Source organism: Micromonospora sp. CNZ286 (assembly GCF_014207755.1).
Genome location: NZ_JACHIZ010000001.1, coordinates 6,521,259 through 6,546,075 on the forward strand (window position 1 = coordinate 6,521,259; position 24,817 = coordinate 6,546,075).

20 protein-coding genes are annotated in these 24,817 nt (G+C 73.7%); 10 read left to right on the forward strand and 10 right to left on the reverse strand.

Translation table 11 applies throughout. The features are described from left to right. Nucleotides 1-89: 89 nt before the first annotated feature. Nucleotides 90-518: a hypothetical protein gene (locus FHX31_RS29310; protein WP_013473407.1), complete on the forward strand. Its 429-nt coding sequence runs from the start codon at nucleotides 90-92 to the stop codon at nucleotides 516-518. Nucleotides 519-748: 230 nt separating this feature from the next. Here FHX31_RS29310 and FHX31_RS29315 read toward each other — a convergent pair whose 3' ends face one another. From FHX31_RS29315 to dnaK, 5 genes are all read right to left on the reverse strand, one after another. Next, entirely contained in the window at nucleotides 749-955 is a 207-nt protein-coding gene (locus FHX31_RS29315; protein WP_013283368.1) for a hypothetical protein, read from the reverse strand. A 176-nt stretch (nucleotides 956-1,131) separates the two neighbouring features. Then, a complete protein-coding gene (locus tag FHX31_RS29320) occupies nucleotides 1,132-1,572 on the reverse strand; it encodes a heat shock protein transcriptional repressor HspR (protein WP_013283367.1) in 441 nt (146 codons plus the stop codon). Between the two features lie 24 nt (nucleotides 1,573-1,596). After that, complete coding sequence (dnaJ, locus tag FHX31_RS29325; RefSeq protein WP_184977524.1) at nucleotides 1,597-2,784, reverse strand: molecular chaperone DnaJ; 1,188 nt, start codon at nucleotides 2,782-2,784, stop codon at nucleotides 1,597-1,599. A 79-nt stretch (nucleotides 2,785-2,863) separates the two neighbouring features. Then, entirely contained in the window at nucleotides 2,864-3,601 is a 738-nt protein-coding gene (gene grpE, locus FHX31_RS29330) for a nucleotide exchange factor GrpE (RefSeq protein ID WP_184977525.1), read from the reverse strand. Nucleotides 3,602-3,649: 48 nt separating this feature from the next. Further along, nucleotides 3,650-5,512 carry a molecular chaperone DnaK gene (dnaK, locus tag FHX31_RS29335; RefSeq protein ID WP_013473404.1) on the reverse strand — a complete coding sequence of 621 codons (1,863 nt, stop codon included), beginning with the start codon at nucleotides 5,510-5,512 and terminating at the stop codon, nucleotides 3,650-3,652. Between the two features lie 210 nt (nucleotides 5,513-5,722). Between dnaK and FHX31_RS29340 the strand changes: the two genes are divergently transcribed. Genes FHX31_RS29340 through FHX31_RS29350 form a run of 3 tightly spaced genes read left to right on the forward strand, consistent with a single transcriptional unit; the run spans nucleotide 5,723 to nucleotide 10,519 of the window. Then, nucleotides 5,723-7,540: an ABC transporter gene (locus FHX31_RS29340; RefSeq protein ID WP_184977526.1), complete on the forward strand. Its 1,818-nt coding sequence runs from the start codon at nucleotides 5,723-5,725 to the stop codon at nucleotides 7,538-7,540. Beyond that, nucleotides 7,537-9,240 (forward strand): GTPase, encoded by a 1,704-nt coding sequence (locus tag FHX31_RS29345; protein WP_071097243.1) that lies wholly within the window; start codon nucleotides 7,537-7,539, stop codon nucleotides 9,238-9,240. Before FHX31_RS29340 ends, FHX31_RS29345 begins: the two co-directional genes overlap by 4 nt. A 52-nt stretch (nucleotides 9,241-9,292) precedes the next feature. Then, nucleotides 9,293-10,519 carry a hypothetical protein gene (locus FHX31_RS29350; RefSeq protein ID WP_013283361.1) on the forward strand — a complete coding sequence of 409 codons (1,227 nt, stop codon included), beginning with the start codon at nucleotides 9,293-9,295 and terminating at the stop codon, nucleotides 10,517-10,519. Nucleotides 10,520-10,538: 19 nt separating this feature from the next. Here FHX31_RS29350 and FHX31_RS29355 read toward each other — a convergent pair whose 3' ends face one another. Together FHX31_RS29355 and FHX31_RS32470 are read right to left on the reverse strand one after the other, a co-directional pair. Then, nucleotides 10,539-11,432, reverse strand: a complete 894-nt coding sequence (locus FHX31_RS29355; protein WP_123110244.1) for an IS5 family transposase — start codon at nucleotides 11,430-11,432, stop codon at nucleotides 10,539-10,541. Between the two features lie 740 nt (nucleotides 11,433-12,172). After that, nucleotides 12,173-12,976 carry a hypothetical protein gene (locus tag FHX31_RS32470; RefSeq protein WP_221488168.1) on the reverse strand — a complete coding sequence of 268 codons (804 nt, stop codon included), beginning with the start codon at nucleotides 12,974-12,976 and terminating at the stop codon, nucleotides 12,173-12,175. 485 nt (nucleotides 12,977-13,461) lie between these two features. Between FHX31_RS32470 and pdhA the strand changes: the two genes are divergently transcribed. The 6 genes from pdhA to FHX31_RS29390 all read left to right on the forward strand — a co-directional run bounded on the left by pdhA (nucleotide 13,462) and on the right by FHX31_RS29390 (nucleotide 22,526). Then, nucleotides 13,462-14,640, forward strand: coding sequence for a pyruvate dehydrogenase (acetyl-transferring) E1 component subunit alpha (pdhA, locus tag FHX31_RS29365; RefSeq protein WP_184977528.1), 1,179 nt, complete (start codon nucleotides 13,462-13,464; stop codon nucleotides 14,638-14,640). Continuing rightward, a complete protein-coding gene (locus FHX31_RS29370; RefSeq protein WP_071097248.1) occupies nucleotides 14,640-15,629 on the forward strand; it encodes an alpha-ketoacid dehydrogenase subunit beta in 990 nt (329 codons plus the stop codon). Before pdhA ends, FHX31_RS29370 begins: the two co-directional genes overlap by 1 nt. Before the next feature lie 5 nt (nucleotides 15,630-15,634). Beyond that, nucleotides 15,635-17,104 carry a dihydrolipoamide acetyltransferase family protein gene (locus FHX31_RS29375; RefSeq protein WP_184977870.1) on the forward strand — a complete coding sequence of 490 codons (1,470 nt, stop codon included), beginning with the start codon at nucleotides 15,635-15,637 and terminating at the stop codon, nucleotides 17,102-17,104. A 224-nt stretch (nucleotides 17,105-17,328) separates the two neighbouring features. Then, nucleotides 17,329-17,466: a hypothetical protein gene (locus FHX31_RS29380; protein WP_013283356.1), complete on the forward strand. Its 138-nt coding sequence runs from the start codon at nucleotides 17,329-17,331 to the stop codon at nucleotides 17,464-17,466. Nucleotides 17,467-17,814: 348 nt separating this feature from the next. Beyond that, complete coding sequence (locus FHX31_RS29385; RefSeq protein ID WP_184977529.1) at nucleotides 17,815-20,574, forward strand: LppU/SCO3897 family protein; 2,760 nt, start codon at nucleotides 17,815-17,817, stop codon at nucleotides 20,572-20,574. 119 nt (nucleotides 20,575-20,693) lie between these two features. Next, nucleotides 20,694-22,526, forward strand: coding sequence for an NHL domain-containing thioredoxin family protein (locus tag FHX31_RS29390; RefSeq protein ID WP_091330477.1), 1,833 nt, complete (start codon nucleotides 20,694-20,696; stop codon nucleotides 22,524-22,526). 60 nt (nucleotides 22,527-22,586) lie between these two features. Here the strand turns inward: FHX31_RS29390 and FHX31_RS29395 are convergent, their stop codons facing one another. Genes FHX31_RS29395 through FHX31_RS29405 form a run of 3 tightly spaced genes read right to left on the reverse strand, consistent with a single transcriptional unit; the run spans nucleotide 22,587 to nucleotide 24,800 of the window. Then, complete coding sequence (locus FHX31_RS29395; protein ID WP_184977530.1) at nucleotides 22,587-23,336, reverse strand: LamB/YcsF family protein; 750 nt, start codon at nucleotides 23,334-23,336, stop codon at nucleotides 22,587-22,589. Further along, the gene (locus FHX31_RS29400) at nucleotides 23,320-24,189 is read right to left on the reverse strand and encodes a 5-oxoprolinase subunit C family protein (protein ID WP_184977531.1); all 870 of its coding nucleotides are present in this window, start codon (nucleotides 24,187-24,189) and stop codon (nucleotides 23,320-23,322) included. Before FHX31_RS29400 ends, FHX31_RS29395 begins: the two co-directional genes overlap by 17 nt. Next, nucleotides 24,186-24,800, reverse strand: coding sequence for a 5-oxoprolinase subunit B family protein (locus tag FHX31_RS29405; RefSeq protein WP_047894296.1), 615 nt, complete (start codon nucleotides 24,798-24,800; stop codon nucleotides 24,186-24,188). Before FHX31_RS29405 ends, FHX31_RS29400 begins: the two co-directional genes overlap by 4 nt. Nucleotides 24,801-24,817: the final 17 nt, after the last annotated feature.

Here is a 24,817-nt window from a genome sequence, read left to right on the forward strand (position 1 = left end):
GCTCCGTCCAACCGCGTTAACGTTTCGGCCCAGCAGCCAGGGTCCGCGGGTGGCCTGCGCCCCCGCCAGCGCAAGCGGAAGGTCGGCCGGTGAGCGTGCAGGAAGAGACGTTCCGCGGCTTCGCCAACCCGGTCGATCCCTCGCCCGCCGAGCTTCGGGCGTGGGCCTATCAACCGGATTCGGTGCCGCTGACCTCGATGCCGCCCGACTGGGATCTGCTGGTCGCCGGTGACCATCTGGTGCAGACGCTGTTCGATCTGGCCATGGATCAGGGCTGCCCGGCGCGGCGGTTCACGCTGCACTGCCTCTACATCTACGCCGCCGACGGCATCCGGACGAACTTCCGCGCCCACCCCAAGCGCCGGTTCCGCAAGCTGGTCGAGCAGGCCGAGAAGTCCGGCGACGACCTGATGCGCAACTGGGCGCACAACAGCCGGGTGCTGCTCGCCCGGCCGGATCTCTTCGTCTACCGCGACTGGTGCGAGGGCGGCCTGGTCCGCGAGAACCGCCGCCTCTGACCACCTCGACCCGCCCACGTCGACCTCACTGGCCACGTCGACCCGACCGGCCTGGTCGATCATGAACTTGGCGGTGTTTGGTGTCCGGTTTGTCGCCGCCAACTTCATGATCGACCGCGAGGGCGGGTGCGTGGTGCCCGCCCGGAGCAACCCGACGTCCCGGCCCGCCTTGCAGAACACGAACGGGCCGGGATCCCCCGTGGATCCCGGCCCGCACGTCGGCGGATCGTCTAGGTCGACCCGCCCTGCTTCTTGCGCCGCTCGTCGTCCCGCGCCCGGTCCACGCCGTGGTCCGTCTGGTCGGCGAAGCGCCCTTCCTTGACCTTGTCGCTGAAGCGTCCCTCGGTGACCCGGTCAAACCGCTCGCGCACGTTCTCGGCCACCTTCTCCAGCCGTTCCTCCGCGCGCTCGGCCACCTTCTTCGCCGGTTCCGTCATGACTCCCCCCGCCAGCCCGGAATCCGCTTTGGGGCTTTTGCCCCTACGGAAAAGCCTAGTTGACCCCGCTCTGCCGTACCCCGCTTTCCCCTGACCCGGCCCGCGAACCGCCCGGGGAACGACGAAGGCCGGCGCGGCCCCGGGGGAGCGGGGCGCGCCGGCCTTCAGGTACGGAATCAGCGGTCGGGAGCGCGGCGCGGACGCCAGACGACGAGCGCGGTGGATGTGCGGTTGGTGGGCACGAGGTCGCCGCGGGGGAAGCCGCCGAGCGACTCCAGCTCGGCGATCCGCCGGTACGCGGCGTCCAGTTCCGCCTCCAGCCGGGCCACCCGCTGCTGCGCCTCTTCGAGCAGCCGCTCCAACCCGATGATCCGCTTGACCCCGGCCAGGTTGATCCCGTCGTCCTGGCTGAGCCGCTGCACCTCGCGGAGCAGCACCACGTCCCGGACGCTGTACCGGCGACCGCCGCCGGACGCCCGGCCGGCCTGCACCAGGCCCAGCCGGTCGTACTGGCGCAGCGTCTGGGGGTGCATCCCCGCCATCCGCGCGGCCACCGAGATCATCAAGACCTTGGCCTCGTATGCCTGGTCACCCGAGCCGACGTACTCCTCCGACATGCCCGCTCACCTCCGGTGCCGCCGTCAACTGAATCGACGTACCCGCGCGTCGAGATGTTCCCGCGCGGCGGGCGGAGTCTGCGCCGCGAAGGTCTCCAGCGCCGCCCGCGCCTCGTCCGAGACCTTCGCCGGAACCACCACGTCGAGCGTGACCAGCAGGTCACCGGCGCGGCCGTCCTTGCGTACGACGCCCTTGCCGCGGGCGCGCAGCACCCGCCCGCTGGGCGTACCCGGTGGCACCCGCAGGGTCACCGTCCCGTCCAGGGTCGGCACGCGCAGGTCCGTGCCGAGAACCGCCTCGGCGTACGTGATCGGGACGTTCAGGGTCAGGTCGTCCCCGGTGCGCCCGAACAGCTCGTCCGGGCGGACCTTCACCTGCACGAACAGGTCGCCCGCCGGACCGCCCCGCTCGCCGGGCTCACCTCGGCCGGCCAGGCGGATCCGCTGCCCGTCCGACACCCCGGCGGGGAAGCGGACGTGCAGCGTGCGGGTCTTGGTGACCCCGCCGGTGCCGTGGCACTCCGGGCACTTCTCCTCGACGATCGTGCCGACACCCTGGCAGTTGCGGCACGGCTCGGAGAAACTGAACGACCCCTGGTTGCGGGTGGTCACGCCGGCGCCGTGGCAGACCGGGCAGGCCACCGGCTGGGTGCCGGGCTTCGCGCCGTTGCCGTGGCAGGTGTCGCAGACGCCGGGCGCGCGCAGCGTCAGCGGCAGCGTGACGCCGCGTACCGCGTCTTCGAAGTCGAGCGCCACCTCGGTCTCGACGTCCCGGCCGCGGGCCGGGCCGCGCGGACGTGCCGGACCGCCGCCACCTGCACCGCCGGAGAAGATCGAGCTGAACAGGTCGGTGAAGCCGCCGCCGCTGAACCGGCTGTCCCCACCCCCGGCGCCGCCGCCGAACAGGTCGGAGACGTCGAACGGCATGCCGCCCGGCTGGCCCGCGCCGCGGGCGCTGCGCCGGAAGGCGCCGGAGCCGAACAGCGAGCGCATCTCGTCGTACTCACGGCGCTTCTTCTCGTCACCGAGCACCGCGTACGCCTCGGAGACGGTCTTGAACCGCTCCTCGGCGCCGGTGTCGCCGGGGTTGTGGTCCGGGTGCGACTCCCGGGCCAACTTGCGGTACGCCTTCTTGATCTCGTCCGAGGAGGCGGACTTGTCCACGCCCAACGCGGCGTAGTAGTCCTTCTCGATCCAGTCCTTGGAACTCACCGGTCCACCCCCTTCCACGGGTCGAACCCCGGTCGTCCCGCCCGCCCGGTGCGGGCGGGCGGGACGTCACGGGTCGGCACTACTCCGGGTCCGCGACCGCGACCATGGCGGGCCGCAGCAGCCGCTCGCCGAGCTGGTAACCACGGCGCATGACCTGGACGCAGGTCGGCTCCGTCACGTCGGCGGAGGTCTGGTGCGCCACCGCCTCGTGCCGGGTCGGGTCGAACGGGTCACCCTGCTCGCCGAACGCGGTCAGGCCGAACTTCGCGAGCGCGCCGGTGAGCTGCTCGGCCACGCTGCCGAACGGTCCCACCAGGTCGCCGTGCTCACGGGCCCGGTCCAGGTCGTCGAGGATCGGCAGCAGCGCGGTGAGCACCGCCCCGGTGGCCTGCTCCTGAACCAGGTTGCGGTCCCGGTCGACCCGCTTGCGGTAGTTGGCGTACTCCGCGGTCACCCGCTGGAGGTCGCGGGTGCGCTCCTCCAGGTCGGTGCGGAGCGACTCCAGCTCGGCGCCGAGCGGCGCGCCCGTGCCGGTCCCGCCGTTCGGCTCGGCGGGCGAGTCGACCACGGTCGGACCGCTGACCTCGGCCTCGCCGCCGATCTCGTCGACCACGACCTCGGCCTCCTCGACCAGCCCTTCGGCGGGTGCGTCGGCGGCCGCGTCGGCCGCCGAGGCGTCGTTCGCCGGCTGCTCGGTCACCTTGCCGAGCTTGCGCTTGTCGCGGATGACGACCCGGGGTTCGTCGCCGGTGTCCTTGCCGGCGCCCGGCGCCGACCCGGTGGCACCCGGGTCGGCCGCTCGTGGCTTGTCCGTCATGCGGTTACCTCATCCCTCTGCCGTGCGAATCGTGTCCGGGACCGGATGTCACTTCTTGTCCTCGTCCACGATCTCCGCGTCGACCACGTCGTCGTCGCCACCGGCCTTCGGGCCACCGGCCGCGCCCGCGCCGGCACCCGGCCCGGCCGCGCCCGGTGCGGTCTGCTCGCCCTCCTGCTGCTGGGCGTAGAGCAGCGAGCCCGCCTGCTGGGAGACCTGCGCCAGCTTCTCGTGCGCGGACTTGATCTTCTCGATGTCCTGCCCGCCGAGGGCGCTGCGCAGCTCGCCGAGCGCCTCGTTGAGCTGGTCACGGTTCTCGCCGGGCAGCTTGTCGCCGCTCTCGGCGAGGAACTTCTCGGTCTGCCACTGGAGCGCCTCGGCCACGTTGCGGGTCTCGGCCTCCTCACGGCGGCGCTTGTCCTCGTCGGCGTGCTCCTCGGCGTCCCGGCGCATCCGCTCGATGTCGTCCTTCGGCAGCGAGGAGCCGCCGGTGATCGTCATCTTCTGCTCCTTGCCGGTGCCCAGGTCCTTGGCGTGCACGTTCACGATGCCGTTGGCGTCGATGTCGAACGTGACCTCGATCTGCGGCACGCCGCGCGGGGCCGGCGGGAGACCGGTCAGCTCGAAGGTGCCGAGCTTCTTGTTGTAGGCGGCGATGTCCCGCTCGCCCTGGAACACCTGGATCAGCACCGACGGCTGGTTGTCGTCGGCCGTGGTGAACACCTCGGAGCGCTTGGTCGGGATGGTGGTGTTGCGCTCGATCAGCTTGGTGAAGATGCCGCCCTTGGTCTCGATGCCCAGGCTCAGCGGGGTCACGTCGAGCAGCAGGACGTCCTTGACCTCGCCCTTGAGCACACCGGCCTGGAGAGCGGCGCCGACGGCGACGACCTCGTCCGGGTTGACGCCCTTGTTCGGGTCGCGGCCGGTGAGCTGCTTGACCAGGTCGGTCACGGCCGGCATGCGGGTCGAGCCGCCGACCAGGATGACGTGGTCGACGTCGGAGATCTTGATGCCGGCGTCCTTGACGGCCTGCTCGAACGGGCCCTTGCAGCGGTCCAGCAGGTCCTGCGTCATGCGCTGGAACTCGGCGCGGCTGAGCGTCACGTCCAGGTGCAGCGGGCCGGCCGAACCGGCCGTGATGTACGGCAGGTTGATGTTGCTGGTGGTCGCGGCGGACAGCTCGATCTTGGCCTTCTCGGCGGCCTCCTTGAGCCGCTGCATGGCCATCTTGTCCTGCGAGAGGTCGATGCCGTGCTCGCCGCGGAACGTCTTCACCAGGTGGTCGATGATGCGCTGGTCCCAGTCGTCACCACCGAGCTGGTTGTCACCGCTGGTGGACTTGACCTCCACCACGCCCTCGGCCAGCTCCAGCAGGGACACGTCGAAGGTGCCGCCACCGAGGTCGAAGACCAGGACGGTCTGCTCCTTGGAGCCCTTGTCCAGGCCGTACGCCAGGGCCGCCGCGGTCGGCTCGTTCACGATCCGCAGCACGTTGAAGCCGGCGATCTCACCGGCCTCCTTGGTGGCCTGGCGCTGCCCGTCGTTGAAGTAGGCCGGGACGGTGATCACCGCGTCGGTGATCTGCTCGCCCAGGTACGCCTCGGCGTCCCGCTTGAGCTTCATCAGCGTGCGCGCCGAGATCTCCTGCGGGGTGTACTTCTTGCCGTCGATGTCGACGGTCCAGTTGGTGCCGATCTCACGCTTGACCGACCGGATGGTCCGGTCGGGGTTGGTCACCGCCTGGCGCTTGGCGACCTCACCGACGAGCACCTCGCCGTTGCGGGCGAACGCGACGATCGAGGGAGTCGTACGCGAGCCCTCGGCGTTGGCGATGACGGTGGGCTCACCGCCCTCGAGAACGCTGACGCAGGAGTTCGTCGTGCCGAGGTCGATGCCGACCGCACGTGCCATGTTCGCTTCCTCGCTTCATAACGGGTGAGCAGGTCAGACGGCCTGCCCGGCGGGTCGCCCAGAAGCGACCGCACCACAAGTTGAGTGAACTTGACTCAATAGTGCCACGCGATCGCCAATCCGCAAGTCGGGGTTGAGCCGACCCGGCGCAACCCGACCGTTACTACTGTCCGGTTGTCTTACCTTGCGTCGGTCGGGCACGCTTTAGCGGTGACGACGCATGGCGATTCCGCCACCCGTGCCGGCGCGCCCGCCGTCGCAGCCCGCACCGGAGCCACCACGGGCGACGACCAGCCTGCTCACGCCGCCGACGGCCTGCCCGCCGCGCTCACCGGCCTGCGCGCGGCGATCGGTGCGGCCCGCTTCCCGCTCGCCCTGCCCTCGGCCGAGCCGGCCCGGCACGCCGCAACGAGCCTCACCGACCAGCTCGACGACTACCTGCTGCCCCGGCTGGCCCGGCTCGACGCCCCGCTCCTGGTGGTCGTCGGCGGTTCCACCGGCGCCGGCAAGTCGACGCTCGTCAACAGCCTGGTCCAGGCGCGGGTCAGCGCGGCGGGTGTGCTCCGCCCCACCACCCGCTCCCCGGTGCTGGTGTGCAGCCCGACCGACGCGGCCTGGTTCCGGCAGGGTGAGCTGCTGCCCGGTCTGACCCGGACCACCGAGCCCAGCGAGCAGCCGGGCACCCTGCACCTGGTCACCGCGCCGGCGCTGCCGCCCGGCCTGGCCTTCCTCGACGCGCCCGACATCGACTCGGTGGTCGACGCCAACCGGGCGCTCGCCGGTCAGCTGCTCGCCGCCGCCGACCTCTGGCTGTTCGTCACCACCGCCGCCCGGTACGCCGACGCCGTCCCCTGGGAACTGCTCCGCAGCGCCCGCGCCCGGGGCACCGCCGTGGCGATGGTGCTCGACCGGGTGCCCCCGGAGGCAGCCGACGAGGTCGCCGCCCACCTGTCCGAGATGCTCGCCGAGCAGGAGCTGGGCGCCTCGCCGCTGTTCGTGCTGCCGGAGACCTGGGTGGACGGGCAGGGGCTGCTGCCGGACCGGATCACCGCGCCGCTGAGCGACTGGTTCGCCCGGCTCGCCGCCGACGCCGAGGCCCGCGCCGCGGTGGTCCGGCAGACACTCGACGGCGCGCTGGCCGCGGTGCACCCGGTCGTCGAAGGGCTGGCCGAGGCCGCCGACGAGCAGGTCACCGCCGCCGACGCGCTGGACGAGCGGGTCCAGGCCGCGTACCGGAGCGCGGAGCGGAGCGTCGACCAGGGGCTCAGGGACGGCCGGCTGCTGCGCGGCGAGGTGCTGGCCCGCTGGCAGGAGTTCATCGGCACCGGCGACTTCTTCCGCGGGCTGGAGGCCCGCATCGGGCGCCTGCGCGACCGGGTGGTCGCGGCGGTCACCGGGCGGCCCGCTCCCGCCGCGGAACTGCGTACCGCGATCGAGTCCCAGCTCGTCACGCTGCTGCGCGGGGTGGCCGCCGAGGCGGCGGAGAACGCGTACACCGGCTGGAAGGCGCACCCGGCGGGCGCGGCGCTGCTGGAGCCGGACCTGGCCCACCCCTCGGCCGACCTGCCGGAGCGGGCCGAGCAGCTGGTCCGCGACTGGCAGCGCGGCGTGCTGGAGCTGGTCCGGGTCGAGGGCGGCGACCGGCGGTTCGTGGCCCGCACGGCCGCGTACGCGGTGAACGCCACCGGCCTCGCCGTCATGATCGGCGTGTTCGCCTCCACCGCGTTCATCCCGACCGGGCTGGAGGTCGCCGCGGGCACCGGCACGGCGGTCGCCGGGCAGACCGTGCTCCAGGCGATCTTCGGGGACCAGGCGGTGCGCAACCTGGCCCGCAAGGCCCGCGTCGACCTGCTCGACCGGGTCGGCAAGCTGCTGGCCGAGGAGGCCGAGCGCTACCTGCGCCGCACCGAGGCCGAGCGCCCCGCAGCCAACGCCGGTGCGGCGCTGCGCTGGGCCGCCGTCGAGGTCGAGCGGGCCCGGCACCGCAGCGGCCTGTTCCCGGCCCCCGAGCAGGACGGTCGCCCGTGAGCGCGAGCAAGGACGGCACCGTGGGCAACATCGTGGGACGGATGCGCGAGGCGATGCGGGGCGAGCAGCGGGTCGACCCGGACACCCTGATCGAACGGCTGACAGCGATCCAGCGGTTCCTCGGCGCGGTGGACGGCCACGTGCCCGACGCCCAGCTCGTCGCCGCGCACACGGTGGTCGAGCGCGCCGGTGACCGGCTCGCGCTCTCCGGCCGGCACACGGTGGTCGCGCTCGCCGGCGCGACCGGCAGCGGCAAGTCGAGCCTGTTCAACTCGCTGGCGCGGCTCGACCTGTCGCCGGTGGGCGTACGCCGGCCGACCACCGGTGTGGCGCACGCCTGCGTGTGGGGCCCGCTCGACGGCGCGGTCCGGCTGCTCGACTGGGTCGGGGTGCTGCCCCGGCACCGGTTCGTCCGGGAGAGCCCGCTGGACGCCGACGACGAGTCGAACCTGCACGGCCTCGTCCTGCTCGACCTGCCCGACTTCGACTCGGTGCAGCACGGCCACCGGCTGGAGGTCGACCGCCTGCTCGGCCTCGTCGACCTCGTGGTCTGGGTGGTCGACCCGCAGAAGTACGCCGACCGTGTGATCCACACCAGCTATCTGCGCGAGTTCCACAGGCACAAGGACGTCACGGTCGTGGTGCTCAACCAGGCCGACCGGCTGCACCCGACCGAGCTGCCGAAGGTCCTCGACGACCTGCGCCGGCTGCTCGACGCCGACGGGCTCGGCGGGGTGCCGCTGCTACCCACCGTCGCGGTGGACCCGAACGGGCTGGAGGGGCTGCGGACCGAGCTGGAGCGTACGGTCGCCGAACGGCAGGCCGCCTTGCGCCGGCTCTCCGGCGACGTGGACGCCGTGGTGGCCGATCTCGAACCGCTCGTGGGGCCGGAGCCGCCGCGCACCCGGCCCGGTGACGCCTCGGCGCAGGAGCTGACCCGGGCACTGGCCGGGGCGGCCGGGGTGCCGACCGTGGCGGCGGCGGTCGAGGGCGCGTACCGGCATCGGGCGGTGAGCAACACCGGCTGGCCGCTGCTGCGGAGCTGGCGCAAGCTGCGGCCGGATCCGCTGCGCCGGCTGCACCTGCCCGGGCGGGATCCGGACGCGCCCGCGGAGAGCCTGGTCGCGGCCACCTCCGTACCCGATCCGACAGCCGCGCAGCGCTCGGCGCTGACGCTGGCGATCCGCGCGGTGGCCGAGCGGTCCGGTAGCGGTCTGCCGGCGCCGTGGCCGACCGCGGTGACCGCCGCGGCCCGGGCCCGGCAGGCCGACCTGCCGGGCGCGCTCGACCACGCGGTCGCCGCGACCGACCTGGGCATGGACCGGCGGCCCGGCTGGTGGCGGGTGGTGGGCGTGCTCCAGTGGGTGGTCACCCTCGCCGCGCTGGCCGGCCTGGTCTGGCTGCTCCTCGGGTACGCGGTGCGCCTGCTCGGCCTGCCGCCGCTCGAACACCCGACGCTCGGTGTGGTGCCCTGGCCCACGGTCCTGCTGCTCGGCGGCCTGCTGGCCGGGCTGCTCGTCGCGACGGTCACCCGGCCGGTGGTGGGGTGGGCCGCCCGGCGGGCCCGGCGGCGGGCGGAGGAGCGCCTGCTCACCTCGGTGGGCAGCGTCGGGGAGAAGTACGTGCTGGACCCGGTCTGGGCGGTGCTGGCGCGCTACGGCACGGCCCGGGACGCGCTGCGCGAGGCGGGACGGCGCTGAACCCGGCGTGCTGACCGGTGTGGGGGCGGCCGGTGCGGCGTAGGGTCGATGCATGGCCACGCCACAGACCCCCTACGACGCGGTGCTGCACGCCGCGCGCGACGTGACGAGGCTCGACTCGGCCCTGGACGCGGAGATGCTCGGCGCGGCGTTGCTGGGCAGCGTCTACGCCGTCGCGGAGCACGACCGGGAGCGGGCCGTCCGCGAGTTCGTCAGCGGCTTCCTCGCCGCCACGTCCCGGCGCCGCAGCGCCGCCGCGACCACCCTGCGGGCCGTCTTCGCCGCCCTGGTGCCCGACGCCGAGGGCGCCGCCCGGGTCCGGCCCGGCGCGTACGCCCCGTCGTGGGCCGGCCAGCTCGGCCGGGTGCGCGTCACCGGCGCCTGGGCCTACGGCGACGTGTACGGCGACCAGACCTCCTACCTCGCCACGTTCGCGTACGACGACGAGGAGGAAGGCGGCCCGGAGCACGCCCTGGTGGCGCTCGTCGACCACAACATCGGCATCACCAAGGACGTCTTCGTCGGCGGCCCGGCCGGACGGATCGTCGAGCAGGCCCGGGAGATCTGCACCGAGGACGAGTTCACCTGGTTCCGCACCGAGGACCCGGCCCGGATGCACGCCGAGGTGAGCCGCCACCTGGCGGTCACCGACGACCTCACCGAGCTGCCCGCGCAGGGCTCGCTCGCCACCGACCGGGCGCTCGTGGGCGCCCGGCTGGCCGTACTCCCGGGGCCGACCCCGCCGGCCGGTCCGGCGGTCGTGCCGCCGCCCACCGACGAGGAGCGCACCCGCCTGGTGCGCGCGTTCCTCGACTCACCCGAGGCGGCCCGGTTCGGGCTGCCCGAGGTGGCCGACGGCGAGCTGGCCTCGCTGCACTTCTGCCTCGGCCTGCTGCTCGACCACGCGGCCAGCTTCCCGGATGCCGACCCGATGCGGTGGAGCCCGATGGTCGCGGAGCTGTTCCTGCTCGACTGGGTGCACCGCCGGGCCGTGCTGGACATGGACGACGCCGCGATGCTGCCCCGGGTGCTGCGCGCCTGGGCGGCGTACGCGGCCCGGCAGCGTGGACTGTCACAGTCGGCCGCCGCCCGGACAGACGAGGCGATCACCGAGATGGTCCCGGAGTTCGCGCGGCTCTACAGCACCGGCGAGCGGCGCAGCCCGGCCACCGCGGCGGTGGCCCAGCTCATGGCGGACGGGGTGGACCCGGACGACCCGGAGGCGCTGAACGCCTGGATCGAGGCGAACCGCCACCGCCTCACCGACGACCCGGCCTAGGGCGCGTTTCATAATGCCGTCAGAGCCACTCGTTGATGATGGCGATGGTCAGGACAGCCTGGAAGCGGACGGCCAACTTGTCGTATCGGGTAGCGACGCCGCGCTGGCGTTTGAGGCGGTTGATGCCGCACTCGACGGCGTGGCGTTGGCGGTAGGCGGCCGGGTCGAACCCGGGCGGGCGGCCGCCCTTTGATCCTCGGGCTTTGCGGTGGGCGTCCTGGTCGGTTTTGCTCGGGATGCAGGCTTTGATGCCGCGGGAGCGTAGGTGGCCCCGGTTACCTTTCGAGGTGTAGGCCTTGTCGGCCAGGACCAGGTCCGGGCGGGTGCGGGGATGCCCACCGTTGATCCGGGCGATGCGGATCTTGCGCAGGACGGGGATGAACTGTGGGCTGTCCCCGCGTTGGCCTGTAGTCAGGGTCAGGGCCAGGACTTTCTGGCCTTGCTCGCAGGCGAGGTGGGTCTTGGTGGTCAGCCCGCCGCGGGAGCGGCCCAAGGCGTGGTCGGTGGGTTCGTCGTGCACGCCGCCGGGTGGTTCTTTCTGCAGGTCCCCGTCGCGGCGGGCGCCAGCGGCGTGCTGATGGGCGCGGCTGGTCGTCGAGTCGATGCTGACGTCCCAGTCGATGCGACCGGCCGCGTCCGCCACGGCCTGCAACTCGGCCAGGATCCTGTCCCAGGTTCCGTCACGTTGCCAGCGGCGGAACAGGCCGTAGATGGTGGGCCAGGGCGCGTACTCGGCCGGGACGTCCCGCCATGGCGATCCGATCCGAATCCGCCAACGGATCCCGTCGATGAGCTGCCGTCTTGTCCATTTCGGCGGACGTCCCCTGGTCGAGCGCGCAGGCAGCAGCGGGGCGAGAGCCGCCCATTGAGCGTCGGTCAGGTCGTGCCGCCTCGTCACCGCTAGGGTGGCCACGAGGTCTCCGGTGCATGGTGCTTCTTGGTCGTTGTACCAAGTACCGGAGACCTCTTCAGTTATCGATCACCGCCACGCCGTGACCTCGCCCCGGCGCACCCGACTTATGAAACGCGCCCTAGGCACTCGCGCCCCGCATTGATTCGGCACCACCTCGTCGAGGTGGCGGCATCCGACCGGCCAGAACCACACCACCACGCCGAGCTGGTGCCGATCATGCGAGACCGACCCCGATCACCTCGCCCCCCCTCGGTGATCCACACCATCTCGGCGAGGTGGCTGCATCGCGCCGGCCGGAACCACACCACCACGCCGTAATGGTGTCGATCATGTGGCCTGCACCCTCCAGACCACCCCGCCCAACACCAGGGGAATGAACCCGGGATCTCGTTGATCCACACCACCTCGGCGAAGTGGCGGCATTGGGCTGGCCGGAACCACACCACCACGCCGTAGTGGTATCGATCATGCGCCTGCCATGTCCTGACCACCCCGGCCCGACACGAGTGGGGCATGGCACGGACCTCCTTGATCCACACCACCTCGGCGAGGTGGCTGCATCGCGCCGACCGGAACCACACCACCACGCCGTAATGGTGTCGATCATGTGGCCAGACGTCCCCCGACCGCACCGCTCGACACGAGGGGCATGAACCCGGACACCGTTGATCCACACCAGCTCGGCGAAATGGCGGCATCAAGCCGGTCGGGACTGCACCACCACGCCGGAGTGGTGTGGATCATGAGGTGTGGGAGACCGACGGGCTGGCCGGGCCGGACGGCCCGGCGGAACCCGACGGCCCGGCGGAACCCGACGGATCGGCGGGACCGGACGGGTCGGCGGGACCGGACGGGTCGGCGGGACCGGACGGGTCGGCGGGACCGGACGGGTCGGCGGGACTGGACGGATCCGATGGGCTGGACGGGTCGGACGAACCTGCCGAGGGTGTCGGCTCGGCGGTCGTGACCGACGGCTCGGGGCTCGGGCTCGGCTCGGGCGTCGGCGTGGCCGGGTCCGACGGCGAGTGCGACGGCGACGGTGAGGGCACCGGCGACGGGCGCGGCGGGCGGACCGGGGTGGGCCGGACCGGCGCGGCCGGCGGCGGGGGCGCGGCGACCGGGCGGGACCGGTGCCGGGAGCCGAGGTCGCTGTCGTCGGGCAGGGCCGGTGCCGCCGGGAGCACCGGCCGCGCCGGGGGCACCGATGTCACGTCGACGGCGGGCGTGGGCGTGGACGGCGCCGGGGCCTGCGTGCCCTGGGGCATCGGGATGACCACCGGGCCGACCGAGGGGGTCGGCAGGAACGGCGTGCTGGTGTCGGGGAGGGCGCTGTTGCCGACGGTGGCCGACCCGGTGCTGATCGCGGCGAGGATCGGCATCGACGCGGTGCCGGCGAGCAACGCCACGGTGAGCAGGTAGCCGCGGCTGGGACCGCCCGTTCCGGGGGCGCGGTGCGCGCCCACGACCCGGCGGTACGGGGAGGCGGGCAGGGCCCGGTGCCGGCCGAGGAAGGGCGTACCGGGCGGACCCTCTGGTTCGGACACCGGCACACTCCTCACGCACGGACGGACGAAGAGCACGCGCGGATATTCGGACAAATGCCGCGCAACAGCTCACCGCAAGCTTGACCCAGTGACGCTCAGTTCACCAGCCGCAACCGCGTGTCGACACACATTTTGTACGTCGGCCGCACCCGCCACTGCGGACAAAAGCGCCTATCCGTCGTGAACCCGATCGAACCTCCCTGGCGAGGGAGGCCATACTGTGGGCCCGCTCACCTCCTCTGCAATCATTCAGACACGACGGCAACGCAGCCGCCACCTCCGCGTACCCCGCGGCTGGTGCGGAACGGCGCCGGCGCTCCCGGGCCTGGGTCTGTCCCCGACCGACTCCGGCTCACGCCGCGCGGCAACCCCTACCGGGGTCAGGCGCGGTCGCCAGGGACCGACCCGGCACCAGCCGGGCGGGCGCACGAGGTGCTCGGCTCGGGTAACCCCCGGCGCCGGCGCAGACAGACAGGGAGAGACGGATGGCAAAGGGCGACCCCGGGGCCGCCACCCGCAGCAAGCGGGCCGCACCCCGCACCAGGCGCGCCGCCGCGACCGGTGAACCGGAACTCGTACAACTGCTCACCCCCGAGGGTGAGCGGATCGAGAGCGCGCTCGGCCCGGACGGGACCGAGTACCGCGTCGACTTCGCCGACGAGGAGTACCGCGGGCTGTACCGCGACCTCGTGCTGGTCCGCAAGCTGGACGCCGAGGCCACCGCTCTGCAGCGCCAGGGCGAGCTGGGACTGTGGGCCAGTCTGCTGGGCCAGGAGGCCGCGCAGGTCGGCTCCGGCCGGGCGCTGCGTACGCAGGACATGGCCTTCCCGACCTACCGCGAGCACGGCGTGCTCTACTGCCGCGGCATCGACCCGATCATGCCGCTGGGCCTGTTCCGCGGCGTCGACCAGGGCGGCTGGGATCCGAACGAGTTCAAGTTCAACATGTACACGATCGTGATCGGGGCGCAGACCCTGCACGCGACCGGGTACGCCATGGGTGTCGCCATGGACGGCAAGACCGGCGGCGAGGACGGCGAGGCGGTCATCGCCTACTTCGGCGACGGCGCCACCAGCCAGGGCGACGTCAACGAGTCGTTCGTCTGGGCCAGCGTCTTCAACGCCCCGCTGGTGTTCTTCTGCCAGAACAACCAGTACGCCATCTCCGAGCCGCTGGAGCGGCAGACCCGCGTGCCGCTGTACCGGCGGGCCGGCGGGTTCGGCTTCCCCGGCGTCCGGGTGGACGGCAACGACGTGCTCGCGTCGTACGCGGTGACCCGGCACGCGCTGGACAACGCGCGCAACGGCCAGGGCCCGAGCCTGATCGAGGCGTACACCTACCGGATGGGCGCGCACACCACCTCCGACGACCCGACCCGCTACCGCATCGCCAGCGAGGTCGAGGCGTGGCAGGCGAAGGACCCGATCGCCCGGATGAAGGCGTTCCTGACGAAGCAGAAGATCGCCGACGAGTCGTTCTTCACCGAGGTCGACGAGCAGGCCCGCACCGAGTCGGTGCACCTGCGCGAGCGCGTGCTCGCCATGCCCGACCCGCAGCCGGTGACCATGTTCGACCACGTCTACCCCAACGGCTCTCCCGAACTGGACGAGCAGCGGGCCCGGTTCACGCAGTACATGGAGTCCTTCGAGGGGAGCGCGCACTGATGGCCACGGAGACGCTCACCCTCGGCAAGGCGCTCAACACCGGCCTGCGGCGGGCCTTGGAGAACGACCCGAAGGTCGTCGTCATGGGCGAGGACGTCGGCAAGCTCGGCGGCGTGTTCCGGATCACCGACGGCCTCCAGAAGGACTTCGGCGACCAGCGCGTGATCGACACCCCGCTGGCCGAGTCCGGCATCATCGGCACCGCCGTCGGCCTGGCCATCCGCGGCTTCCGGCCGGTCTGCGAGATCCAGTTCGACGGCTTCGTCTACCCCGCGTACGACCAGATCGTGTCGCAGGTGGCGAAGATGCACTACCGCTCGCAGGGCAAGGTGCGGATCCCGATGGTCATCCGCATCCCGTTCGGCGGCGGCATCGGCGCTGTCGAGCACCACTCCGAGTCGCCCGAGGCGTACTTCGCGCACACCGCCGGTCTCAAGGTGGTGAGCTGCGCGAACCCGCAGGACGCGTACGTGATGATCCAGCAGGCGATCGCGTCGGACGACCCGATCGTGTTCCTGGAGCCGAAGCGGCGCTACTGGGAGAAGGGCCCGGTGGACCTGGACGCGCCGATCGCCGACGCGTACCCGCTGCACTCGGCCCGGGTCGCGCGGCCCGGCACCGACGCGACGGTCCTGGCGTACGGCCCGATGGTCCGCACCGCGCTCGACGCGGCCACCGCCGCCGCCGAGGACGGCCGCGAGCTGGAGGTCATCGACCTGCGGACGATCTCGCCGCTGGACCTGACCGCCGCGTACGAGTCGGTGCGGCGCACCGGCCGCTGCGTGGTGGTGCACGAGGCCCCGGGCAACCTGGGTCTCGGGTCGGAGATCGCGGCCCGGATCACCGAGGAGTGCTTCTACTCCCTGGAGTCCCCGGTGCTGCGGGTGACCGGCTTCGACACCCCCTACCCGGCCGCCCGGGTGGAGGAGGAGTACCTGCCCGACCTGGACCGGGTGCTCGACGCCGTCGACCGCACGTTCGGCTGGTGAGCGGCATGTCCCGGATCAAGGAGTTCAACCTTCCCGACCTGGGCGAGGGCCTGACCGAGGGCGAGATCCTCGCCTGGCTGGTCAAGGTCGGCGACGACATCGAGCTGAACCAGCCGATCGTCGAGGTGGAGACCGCCAAGGCGGCGGTCGAGATCCCGGCGAAGTGGGCCGGCCGGGTGCAGGCGATCTTCCACCCGGAGGGGTCGACGGTCGAGGTCGGCGTACCGATCATCGCGATCGACACCGACCCGAACGCCGGGCCGATCGAGGAGTCGACGACCGCGACCCCGGCGTCGGAGCTGCCCGCCCCGTCGGCCGCGTCGCTCGCAGCGGTCCAGGTCGCGCCGGCCGAGGGCATGGTCGAGCCGGGCCTGATCGGTGGTGTGGCCCCGGGTGGGCGTACCGCCGTGCTGGTCGGCTACGGCCCGCGCAACGCCCCGGCCAAGCGCCGCCCCCGCAAGGGCGACGCGCCGGCCGCGGCACCGGTTCAGGCCGCCGCCCCGGTGGCACCCGCGCCTGTCGCTCCCGCGCCGGTGGCGCCCGCTCCGGCGCAGGCGGTCAACGGCAACGGCCGGGTCAGCGGTCCGGTGCTGGCCAAGCCGCCGGTCCGCAAGCTGGCGAAGGATCTCGGCATCGACCTGGCCACGCTCACCGGCTCGGGTCCGCTCGGCTCGATCACCCGTGAGGACGTACAGCGGGCGGCGAGCGCGACCCCGGCGGCGGCCGAGCCGCTGACGGTCGCGGCGCCTGCCGCGTCGGCCGCGAGCTTCGGCGCGGACCGCGAGCAGCGCATCCCGGTCAAGGGGGTACGCAAGCTCACCGCGGAGAACATGGCCCGCTCGGCGTTCACCGCCCCGCACGTGACGGAGTTCCTGACCGTCGACGTGACCCGGGCGATGAAGGCGCTGGACCGGCTGCGTGAGCGGCGCGAGTGGCGGGACGTGCGCGTCTCGCCGCTGCTGCTGGTCGCCAAGGCGGTGCTCCTGGCCGTCAAGCGGCACCCGATGGTCAACTCGACCTGGGCCGGCGACGAGATCGTGGTGAAGGAGTACGTCAACCTCGGCATCGCGGCGGCCACCGAGCGCGGCCTGATCGTGCCGAACATCAAGGACGCCGGGCGGCTCTCGCTGCGCGAGCTGGCGGACGCGATGACGGAACTGGTGCAGACCGCGAAGTCGGGCAAGACGTCCCCGGCGGACATGTCCGGCGGCACGCTCACCATCACCAACGTCGGCGTCTTCGGCGTCGACACCGGTACGCCCATCCTGCCCCCGGGTGAGTCGGCGATCCTCGCCTTCGGCGCGGTACGGGAGCAGCCGTGGGTGCACAAGGGCAAGGTGAAGCCGCGCCTGGTGACCACGCTGGGCCTGTCCTTCGACCACCGGATCATCGACGGTGAGCTGGGTTCGAAGTTCCTCCGCGACATCGGGGACTTCCTGGCCGACCCGGAGGCGGCGCTGCTCGCCTGGACCTGACGCACCACCGCTCCGGTCACGGCCGGTGTGCCACGGGTGAACGCCCGGCACACCGGCCGTGACTTTTTTGGGAACGGATTCGTCGGATCTGAGGGTGTGAACACCTACGATCCGTAGGTACGTGGTTCAGCTCACCTAATAATCGATGGCGATGGGCGTCCCGGTGCGCTTAAATAGAGACATCAAGGGGCTGACAACCGAATAGCCAGGAGGAGAGACCCGAGATGAGCATGATCGAGCGAATCCGCACCCGCCGCGACGCCAACCGCCGCGCCCGCGCCATCGAGCACGCGCTGCGCTCCGCCAACTCGCCCGCGGTCCGCGAGGAGCTTCTCGCCATCGCCCAGCGTCACATGAGCTGACGCCATCGACCTTTCTCACCTCCTCCAGTCCGAAGACCCGCCCGGCACCGGGCGGGTCTTCGGCGTATCGGTGTCGGTCGGCACCGGGATTCCACCTCGCTCCACCGCCCGGTACGGTTGGCACGGTCGCCAACCGGCTGACTCCGGACGGACGCGGGACAACGAAACCCATCGACGTCGTCCGGTGACTTTCGGTGACCGCTGATGCTCCCCCGGGCGGCCTCGGGCGACCACCGGATACGGTGCGGGGAGCCCGCACGGCCGGTACCCGCCGGCGACGCCGGCAGCCGTGCCGACGGTTCCCCCGACCGGCATCGGCGGCCGACCTGTGATGGAGGAGGCGCACCCATGACGTCCGAGGCTCCGCACCGCCCCGGCCAGGAGCCGGGCGAGGTGTCGCCGGGCACCGGCGGACCGGTGCCGTACGGCGATCAGCCGGCGCAGCAGGACAACGGGTACAACGGCGCACCCGACCTCGGCTGGGCACCGCCCCCGCCGGCCGGTCGGCCCGCGCAGCCGGCCCCGGCCTGGGCCGCGAACGACGACCAGCCACCCGCGTGGGCCCCGCCCGCCGGGCAGCCGGTGACCGGGCGGGCGACCGCCCAGGTCCCGCAGCCCGCCTGGGGCGGCAACGACCAGGGCAACCCCGCCTGGGCCGGTTCCGGTGGCCCCTCCTGGGGCAACCAGGAGCAGTCCGGCCCTGATCGCGGCGCCGAGCAGGCGCCGCCCGCCTGGGCCGCCACGCCGCCGGGCAGCCCGGCCGAGCCGTCGCAGGCCCCCTGGGCCGCCGAGCAGAACCGACCCGGGTGGGGCTCCGGCGAGCAGCCGGGCTGGTCGCCGTCCGGTGACCCGGCCGCCCGCGGCACCGGTTACGTGCCCGCCCCGGCCACCGTGCCGAACGAGACCTGGGTCACGCCCGCCCCCGCTGACGACCCGCACCGCTCCGGCGGCTTCGCGCCCACCGGCGGGCAGCACGAGGACGCCTCCGGTCGCGCCGGTGGCTGGGCCGCCGCACAGCAGCAGCACGACCCGAACCGCTCCGGCGGCTGGAATCCGCGCGACGAGCAGCCCGCCGCGTCCGACGACCCGAACCGCTCGGGCGGCTGGAACCCGCGGGAGAGCCAGCCGGCCTGGGCGCCGGGTCAGCAGACCGGTGCCACCTGGCCGCCGGCCGACCCGCCCGCCCGTGCCGCCGCCGCGGTCTCCGTGCCGGGCGCCGCCCGGCCGGACAACGCGTGGTCCACTCCGGAGCAGTCCGATCAGGACAACCGCTCCGTCGAGGACAGCGGCGGCTGGCGCGCGACCGGTGGGCCGCAGCACGACGAGGGACAGCGTTCCGGCGGCTGGCCCGCCCCGCAGGCCGAGAACCGGTCCGGCGGCTGGGACGAGCCGGCCCGCACCGAGGACCCGGACCGCTCGGGCGGCTGGGCCGCCGGGCGCGCCGCGAGCCCCGCCGAGGCGGCACAGCCGGGCGGCTGGGAGCCGAACCAGAGCCGGCAGGCCGGCGGCTGGGGCGACGGCACCGCCGTACCGCAGCAGCGCGAGCCCGCGCGGCCGTCGGACGAGCAGGCGCAGCCCGCCTGGGGTGCCGCCGCGCCGGTCGAGGCCCGCGCGAGCGTGTCCGTGCCGTCGTCCGACGCGCCCGCCGGCTGGGGCGGCAACCAGGACGAGCGTCCGGCCGCACCGTCACCCGAGCCGTGGCCGCAGGCCGAGGCGTGGGGCCGGTCCGAGGACTCCGCCCCGGCCTACCAGCCCGCGCCCGCGCCGGGCATCTCCCCCGGCAACGCGGTACCGCTGCCGGCACAGCAGCAGCGGGTGCCGGGCGCCGCGCTGGCCGCGTCGTCGCCCGCCGACCACCCGGGCCCCGAACCCCAGGGGTACGAGCCGGAGCGCGGCGACGGCGGCTGGAACGCGTCGCGCCCGGAGGAGCCGCAGTCGCCAGCCGTTCCCGGACCGCGTACCTCCCCGGAGGGCGGCCCGGTCTCGGCGAGCGCGTCTGTGCCGGTGGCCAGCCGCGTCACCCCGCCGTCCGACCAGCCGCTGCCGACCGGCGGCCCCACGCCGCAGCCCCGGGTGTACGGGCGGCCCGCCCGCCCGGAGCCCGAGGACGCCCCCGAGCAGGACGAGCCCGGGTTCCCCGGCCAGGACGGGCCGCACGGCAACGGCTTCCCCGGCCCGCAGCCGCGGTCCGAGGACGCCGACGGACCGCACGGGTACACCGGAGCGCCCTCCTCGCCCGCCGCGCCGCCGTCGTTCCCGGTCGGTGTGCCGTCCTTCGTGGACCCGCCCGGCAACACCCGCCCCGCAAACGGCGTGCACCCGGGCGGCGAGCAGCCCGACGCCTCCCGTGACCCGTTCGGCGGCCCGCAGAGCCCGTACGGCGCTCCCGGCGGCCAGGACGCGTTCGGCGGCCCGGGTGGCCGGCCGGACCCGTTCGGCCCCGGCGGTCAGCAGGAGTCGTTCGGCGGTCCCGGCGGTCACCAGGATCCGTTCGGCAACCAGGGCGGCCAGCCCGACCCATTCGGCGGTCCGGGTGGGCAGCAGGCGGCGTTCGGCAGCCCGGCCGGCCGGCCCGAGCCGTTCGGGGAGCCGGACCGGTTCGGCCCGTCCGCCGGGGGACGCGCCTCGGTCGCGGTGCCCGGCCAGGGTCCGGCGGATTCGAACGCCTTCCCGCCGCCCCAGCAGGCTCCGCCGGCGTGGGCGCAGGACGGGCCCGGCACCGAGCCGGAGCAGGGCCGCTTCGACGCGTTCAAGCCGGACGCCGCCGAGTCGCAGACCGAGGCGCCCCCGCCGAAGGTGCGCAACGGCCGGGTGCTCGCCGCCGTGCTGATCGCGGCGGTACTCATCCTCGCCGTACCGCTGGGTCTGCTCACGCTGCTCGGCAAGGTCGGCGACGACAAGTCGGCCGGCTTCGACCCGGCGGTCGGCTCCTGCGTGAAGCAGTCCGGCACGAGCGCCGTGGCCGCCGACTGCGGTGAGCCGGGAGCGTTCAGCGTGGTGTCGAAGGTGGACAACAAGGACAAGTGCGCCGATCTGGCGCAGCCGTCGGTCTCGGTCGAGAGCGGCGGGACCACCCGGGTGCTCTGCCTGAAGCCCGCCGGCCAGTAACCGCACGTACGCGGAGCGTCCATCCCTCACGGGGGTGGGCGCTCCGCGTCGTTCCGGTGTGCGTCTGTTCACCCCGGGATCGCCGGGAGCGGGCCCGGCCGGTGCGGCACGATGGGGGCATGAGCGCACGCGTACGGGCACCGGAACTGCGGGGTCGGGCCTGGCTGAACACCGGCGGCATGGCCGTCACGCTGGCCGACCTGCGCGGCAAGATCGTCCTGCTCGATTTCTGGACGTTCTGCTGCATCAACTGCCTGCACGTGCTCGACGAGCTGCGTCCGCTCGAAGACAAGTACGGCGACGTCCTGGTCGTGATCGGCGTGCACTCGCCGAAGTTCGAGCACGAGAAGGACCCGGCGGCGCTGGCCGCGGCCGTCGAGCGCTACGGCGTGCACCACCCGGTGCTCGACGACGCCGAGATGGACATGTGGCAGCAGTACGCGGCCAAGGCGTGGCCGACGCTCGCCGTGGTCGACCCCGAGGGGTACGTGGTCGCCACCATGGCTGGCGAGGGGCATGCCGAAGGGCTGGCCCGGCTGATCGACGAACTGATCGCCGGCCACGAGGCGAAGGGCACCCTGCACCGGGGCGAGGGCCCGTACGTGCCGCCGGCCGAGCCGGACACCGTCCTGCGGTTCCCCGGCAAGGCGCTGCCGCTCGACGGCGGGAACCTGCTGGTCAGCGACTCGGCCCGGCACTCCCTGGTCGAGCTGGCCGCCGACGGCGAGACGGTGGTCCGCCGCATCGGCGCCGGCTCCCGGGGCCGCACCGACGGCCCGGCCTCCGCCGCCACGTTCGCCGAGCCGCAGGGGCTCTGCCTGCTACCGCCGCACGTGGCCGAGGTGGCCGGCTACGACGTGGTCGTCGCGGACACGGTCAACCACCTGCTGCGCGGCGTACGGCTGTCCTCCGGCGAGGTGGTCACGGTGGCCGGCACCGGACGGCAGTGGCGCTCGACTGTCGACGACCACGCGCACGACGCCCGCGCGGTCGACCTCTCCTCCCCCTGGGACGTGGCCTGGTACGACGACCGGGTGGTCGTGGCGATGGCCGGTATCCACCAGCTCTGGTGGTTCGACCCGATCAAGCGGACCGCCGGCATGTACGCCGGGACCACTGTCGAGGCGCTGCGCGACGGCCCGCTGCCGGACGTGTGGATGGCCCAGCCGTCCGGGTTGTCGGTCTCGGCCGACGGTGCCCGCCTCTGGGTGGCCGACAGCGAGACCAGCGCGATCCGCTGGGTCTCCGACGGCGTGATGCACACCGCAGTCGGTCAGGGCCTGTTCGACTTCGGGCACGTCGACGGCCCGGCCGACCAGGCGTTGCTCCAGCACCCGCTGGGCGTGTGCGCGCTGCCCGACGGCTCGGTGCTGATCGCCGACACGTACAACGGGGCGGTGCGCCGCTTCGACCCGGAGACCGGCCAGGTGGGCACCGTGGCGGACGGGCTGGCCGAGCCGAGCGACCTGGTGCTCACCGGCGAGGGCGACGTGCTGGTGGTCGAGTCGGCCGCGCACCGGCTGACCCGGCTGGCGCCGGGCGCGCTGACGTCGGCCGGGGCCAACACGGTGGACGGCCCCCGGCACCGGCTGGAACGCAAGCCCACAGACGTGGCGGCCGGGGAGCTGACCCTGGACGTGATCTTCACGCCGGCGCCGGGGCAGAAGCTCGACGAGACGTACGGGCCGTCCACCCGGCTCGTGATCTCGGCGTCCCCGCCGGAGCTGCTGGTCGAGGGTGCCGGCACGACCACCGACCTGTCCCGCAAGCTGGTGGTCAGCGGCGACGTGGCGCAGGGCGTGCTCCAGGTGACCGCCCAGGCGGCGACCTGCGACGCCGACGTCGAGCACGCGGCATGCCACCTGACCCGGCAGGACTGGGGCGTGCCGGTGCGGGTGGTCACCGGCGGCGCGACCCGCGTGCCGCTGGTCCTGCGCGGGATGGACGCCTGACGGTGCGTGTTAAGAAGGGCCCCTTCCTCTACCGGAGGCGTTAAGAGGGGGCCCTTCCTTTCACGCGAACGGAGTGAGCGTGACCCCCGCGTCGATGAGCGCGGCCCGTACCAGCTCCGCGCACCGCACCGCGCCCGGCGTGTCCCCGTGCAGGCAGATCGACTCGACCGGGGCGGGGATCACCGTCCCGTCCACGGCGACCAGCGTGCGCTCGACGGCCATCCGTACCGCCCGGACGGCCACCTGCTCCGGGTCGGTCACCAGCGCGTCCGGTGAGCTGCGCGGCACCAGCGTGCCGTTCGGGAGGTAGTTGCGGTCGGCGAAGCCCTCGGCCACCACCCGCAGCCCGGCGCCCGCAGCGAGCTGGGCCAGCACGGTGCCGGGCTGGCAGAGCACCGGCAGCTCGTGGTCGTACCCGCTGATCGCCGCCACCAGCGCGGCGGCCTGGCCCTCGTCGCGGGCGGCCGCGTGGTAGAGCGCGCCGTGCGGTTTGAGGTAGCGGACCCGGGTGCGGTACATCCGGCAGAAGGCGTCGAGCGCCCCGAGCTGGTAGATCGTCTCGTCGCGCAGCTCGGCGAAGTCGTACGCGATGTGCCGCCGGCCGAAGCCGGCGAGGTCCCGGTAGCCGACCTGCGCGCCCACCGCGACGCCGCGTTCGGCGGCGCCGCCGCAGACCCGGTGCATGGTGGCCGCGTCGCCGGCGTGGAAGCCGCAGGCGACGTTCGCGGAGCTGATCAGGTCGAGGAGCGCGTGGTCGTCGCCCAGCCGCCAGCTTCCGAATCCCTCGCCCAGGTCAGCGTTGAGGTCCATGGAACGTCACCGTAGTGCCTGGCCGGGCCTGGGCGAGCGGGGTCACGTCGTCCACCACCCCGATGACGGGGTACCCGCCTGTGGTGGGGTGGTCGGCAAGGAAGACGAGCGGCCGGCCGTCCGGCGGGACCTGCACCGCGCCGAGCACCAGGCCCTCGCTGAGCAGTTCGCCGGCGACCGCGCGGGTCACTGCCGCGCCGGCGAGCCGGGCGCCGACCCGGTTGCTGTCCGGGCTCACCGTGTACGGGGTGCGGCACAGCACGTCCAGCGCCTCCGGGGTGAACCAGTCCTGCCGGGGGCCGGGGCGCACCGTGAGCCGCAGCTCGTCCGGGACCGGCCGGATGACGGCGAGGTCGACCGGTGCGGGTGGGCCGGCCGGGGTGCCGATCGGCAGCCGGTCCCCGTCGCGCAGCGGCGGCGGTCCGAGGCCGGAGAGCGTGTCGGTGGCGCGGCTGCCGAGCACCGGTTCGACAGCGATCCCGCCGCTGACCGCGAGCCAGGTCCGCACCCCGGCGCGGGCCGGTCCGACGCGCAGCACCGCACCGGCGGGCAGCGCGAGCGGCCGTCCGACGTCCCCCGGGCGCCGCCGTGCGGATCCGGCCCGCCACTCGACGACCACGTCGGCCGGCGCGCCGGTGAGGGCGACCGCCACGGCCCGGGTGAAGCGCAGCGTGCAGCCGGTCACGGTGATCTCCAGCCCGGCCGCATGCTCGTCGTTGCCGACGAGCCGGTTGGCCAGGCGCAGGGCGGCCGGGTCGAGCGCGCCGGAGCGGGGTACGCCGAGGTGCGCCCAGCCGGGCCGGCCCTGGTCCTGGACCGTGGTGAGCGCCCCGGCCCGCAGCACCTCGATCACGACGCGTCGACCAGGCGGACGCGGGTGCCGGGGGTGAGCCGGGCCGGTGGGTCGGCGTGCACGTCGAACAGCGGCAGATCGGTGCGGCCGACGAGCAGCCAGCCACCGGGTGACGCGGCGGGGTAGATGCCCGCGTACGGGCCGGCCAGCGCGACCGAGCCGGCCGGCACGCGGGTACGCGGCGTGGCGAGCCGGGGCACCGCCAGCTCGGGCGGCAGCCCGGTCAGGTACGCGAACCCGGGTGCGAACCCGCAGAACGCGACCCGGAACTCGGTACGCCGCAGCCGGTCGACGACTGCGGGCACGTCGACGTTCCAGTGGCCCGCGACGAGCGGAATGTCCTCGCCGTCGTACACGACCGGTACCCGGACCTCGGTGGTGGCCGCGCCGGAGGCGGCGGTGCGGGGGTGCCAGGCGGCGATCCGCGCGGCGGCTGCCTGCGGGTCCGGTACGCCGTCGAGCAGCACGGTGACCGCGCCGGGGACGATCTCGGCGGCGGTCAGCTCGCCCGCTTCACGCCGGTGCCACAGTTCGGCCCGCCACGCCTGCGCCTGCTCCGCGTCGTCACAGTCGAGGAGCAGGGCGTACGCCCCGACCGGCCGGATCCGCATCCGGTCATCCTCCCGTC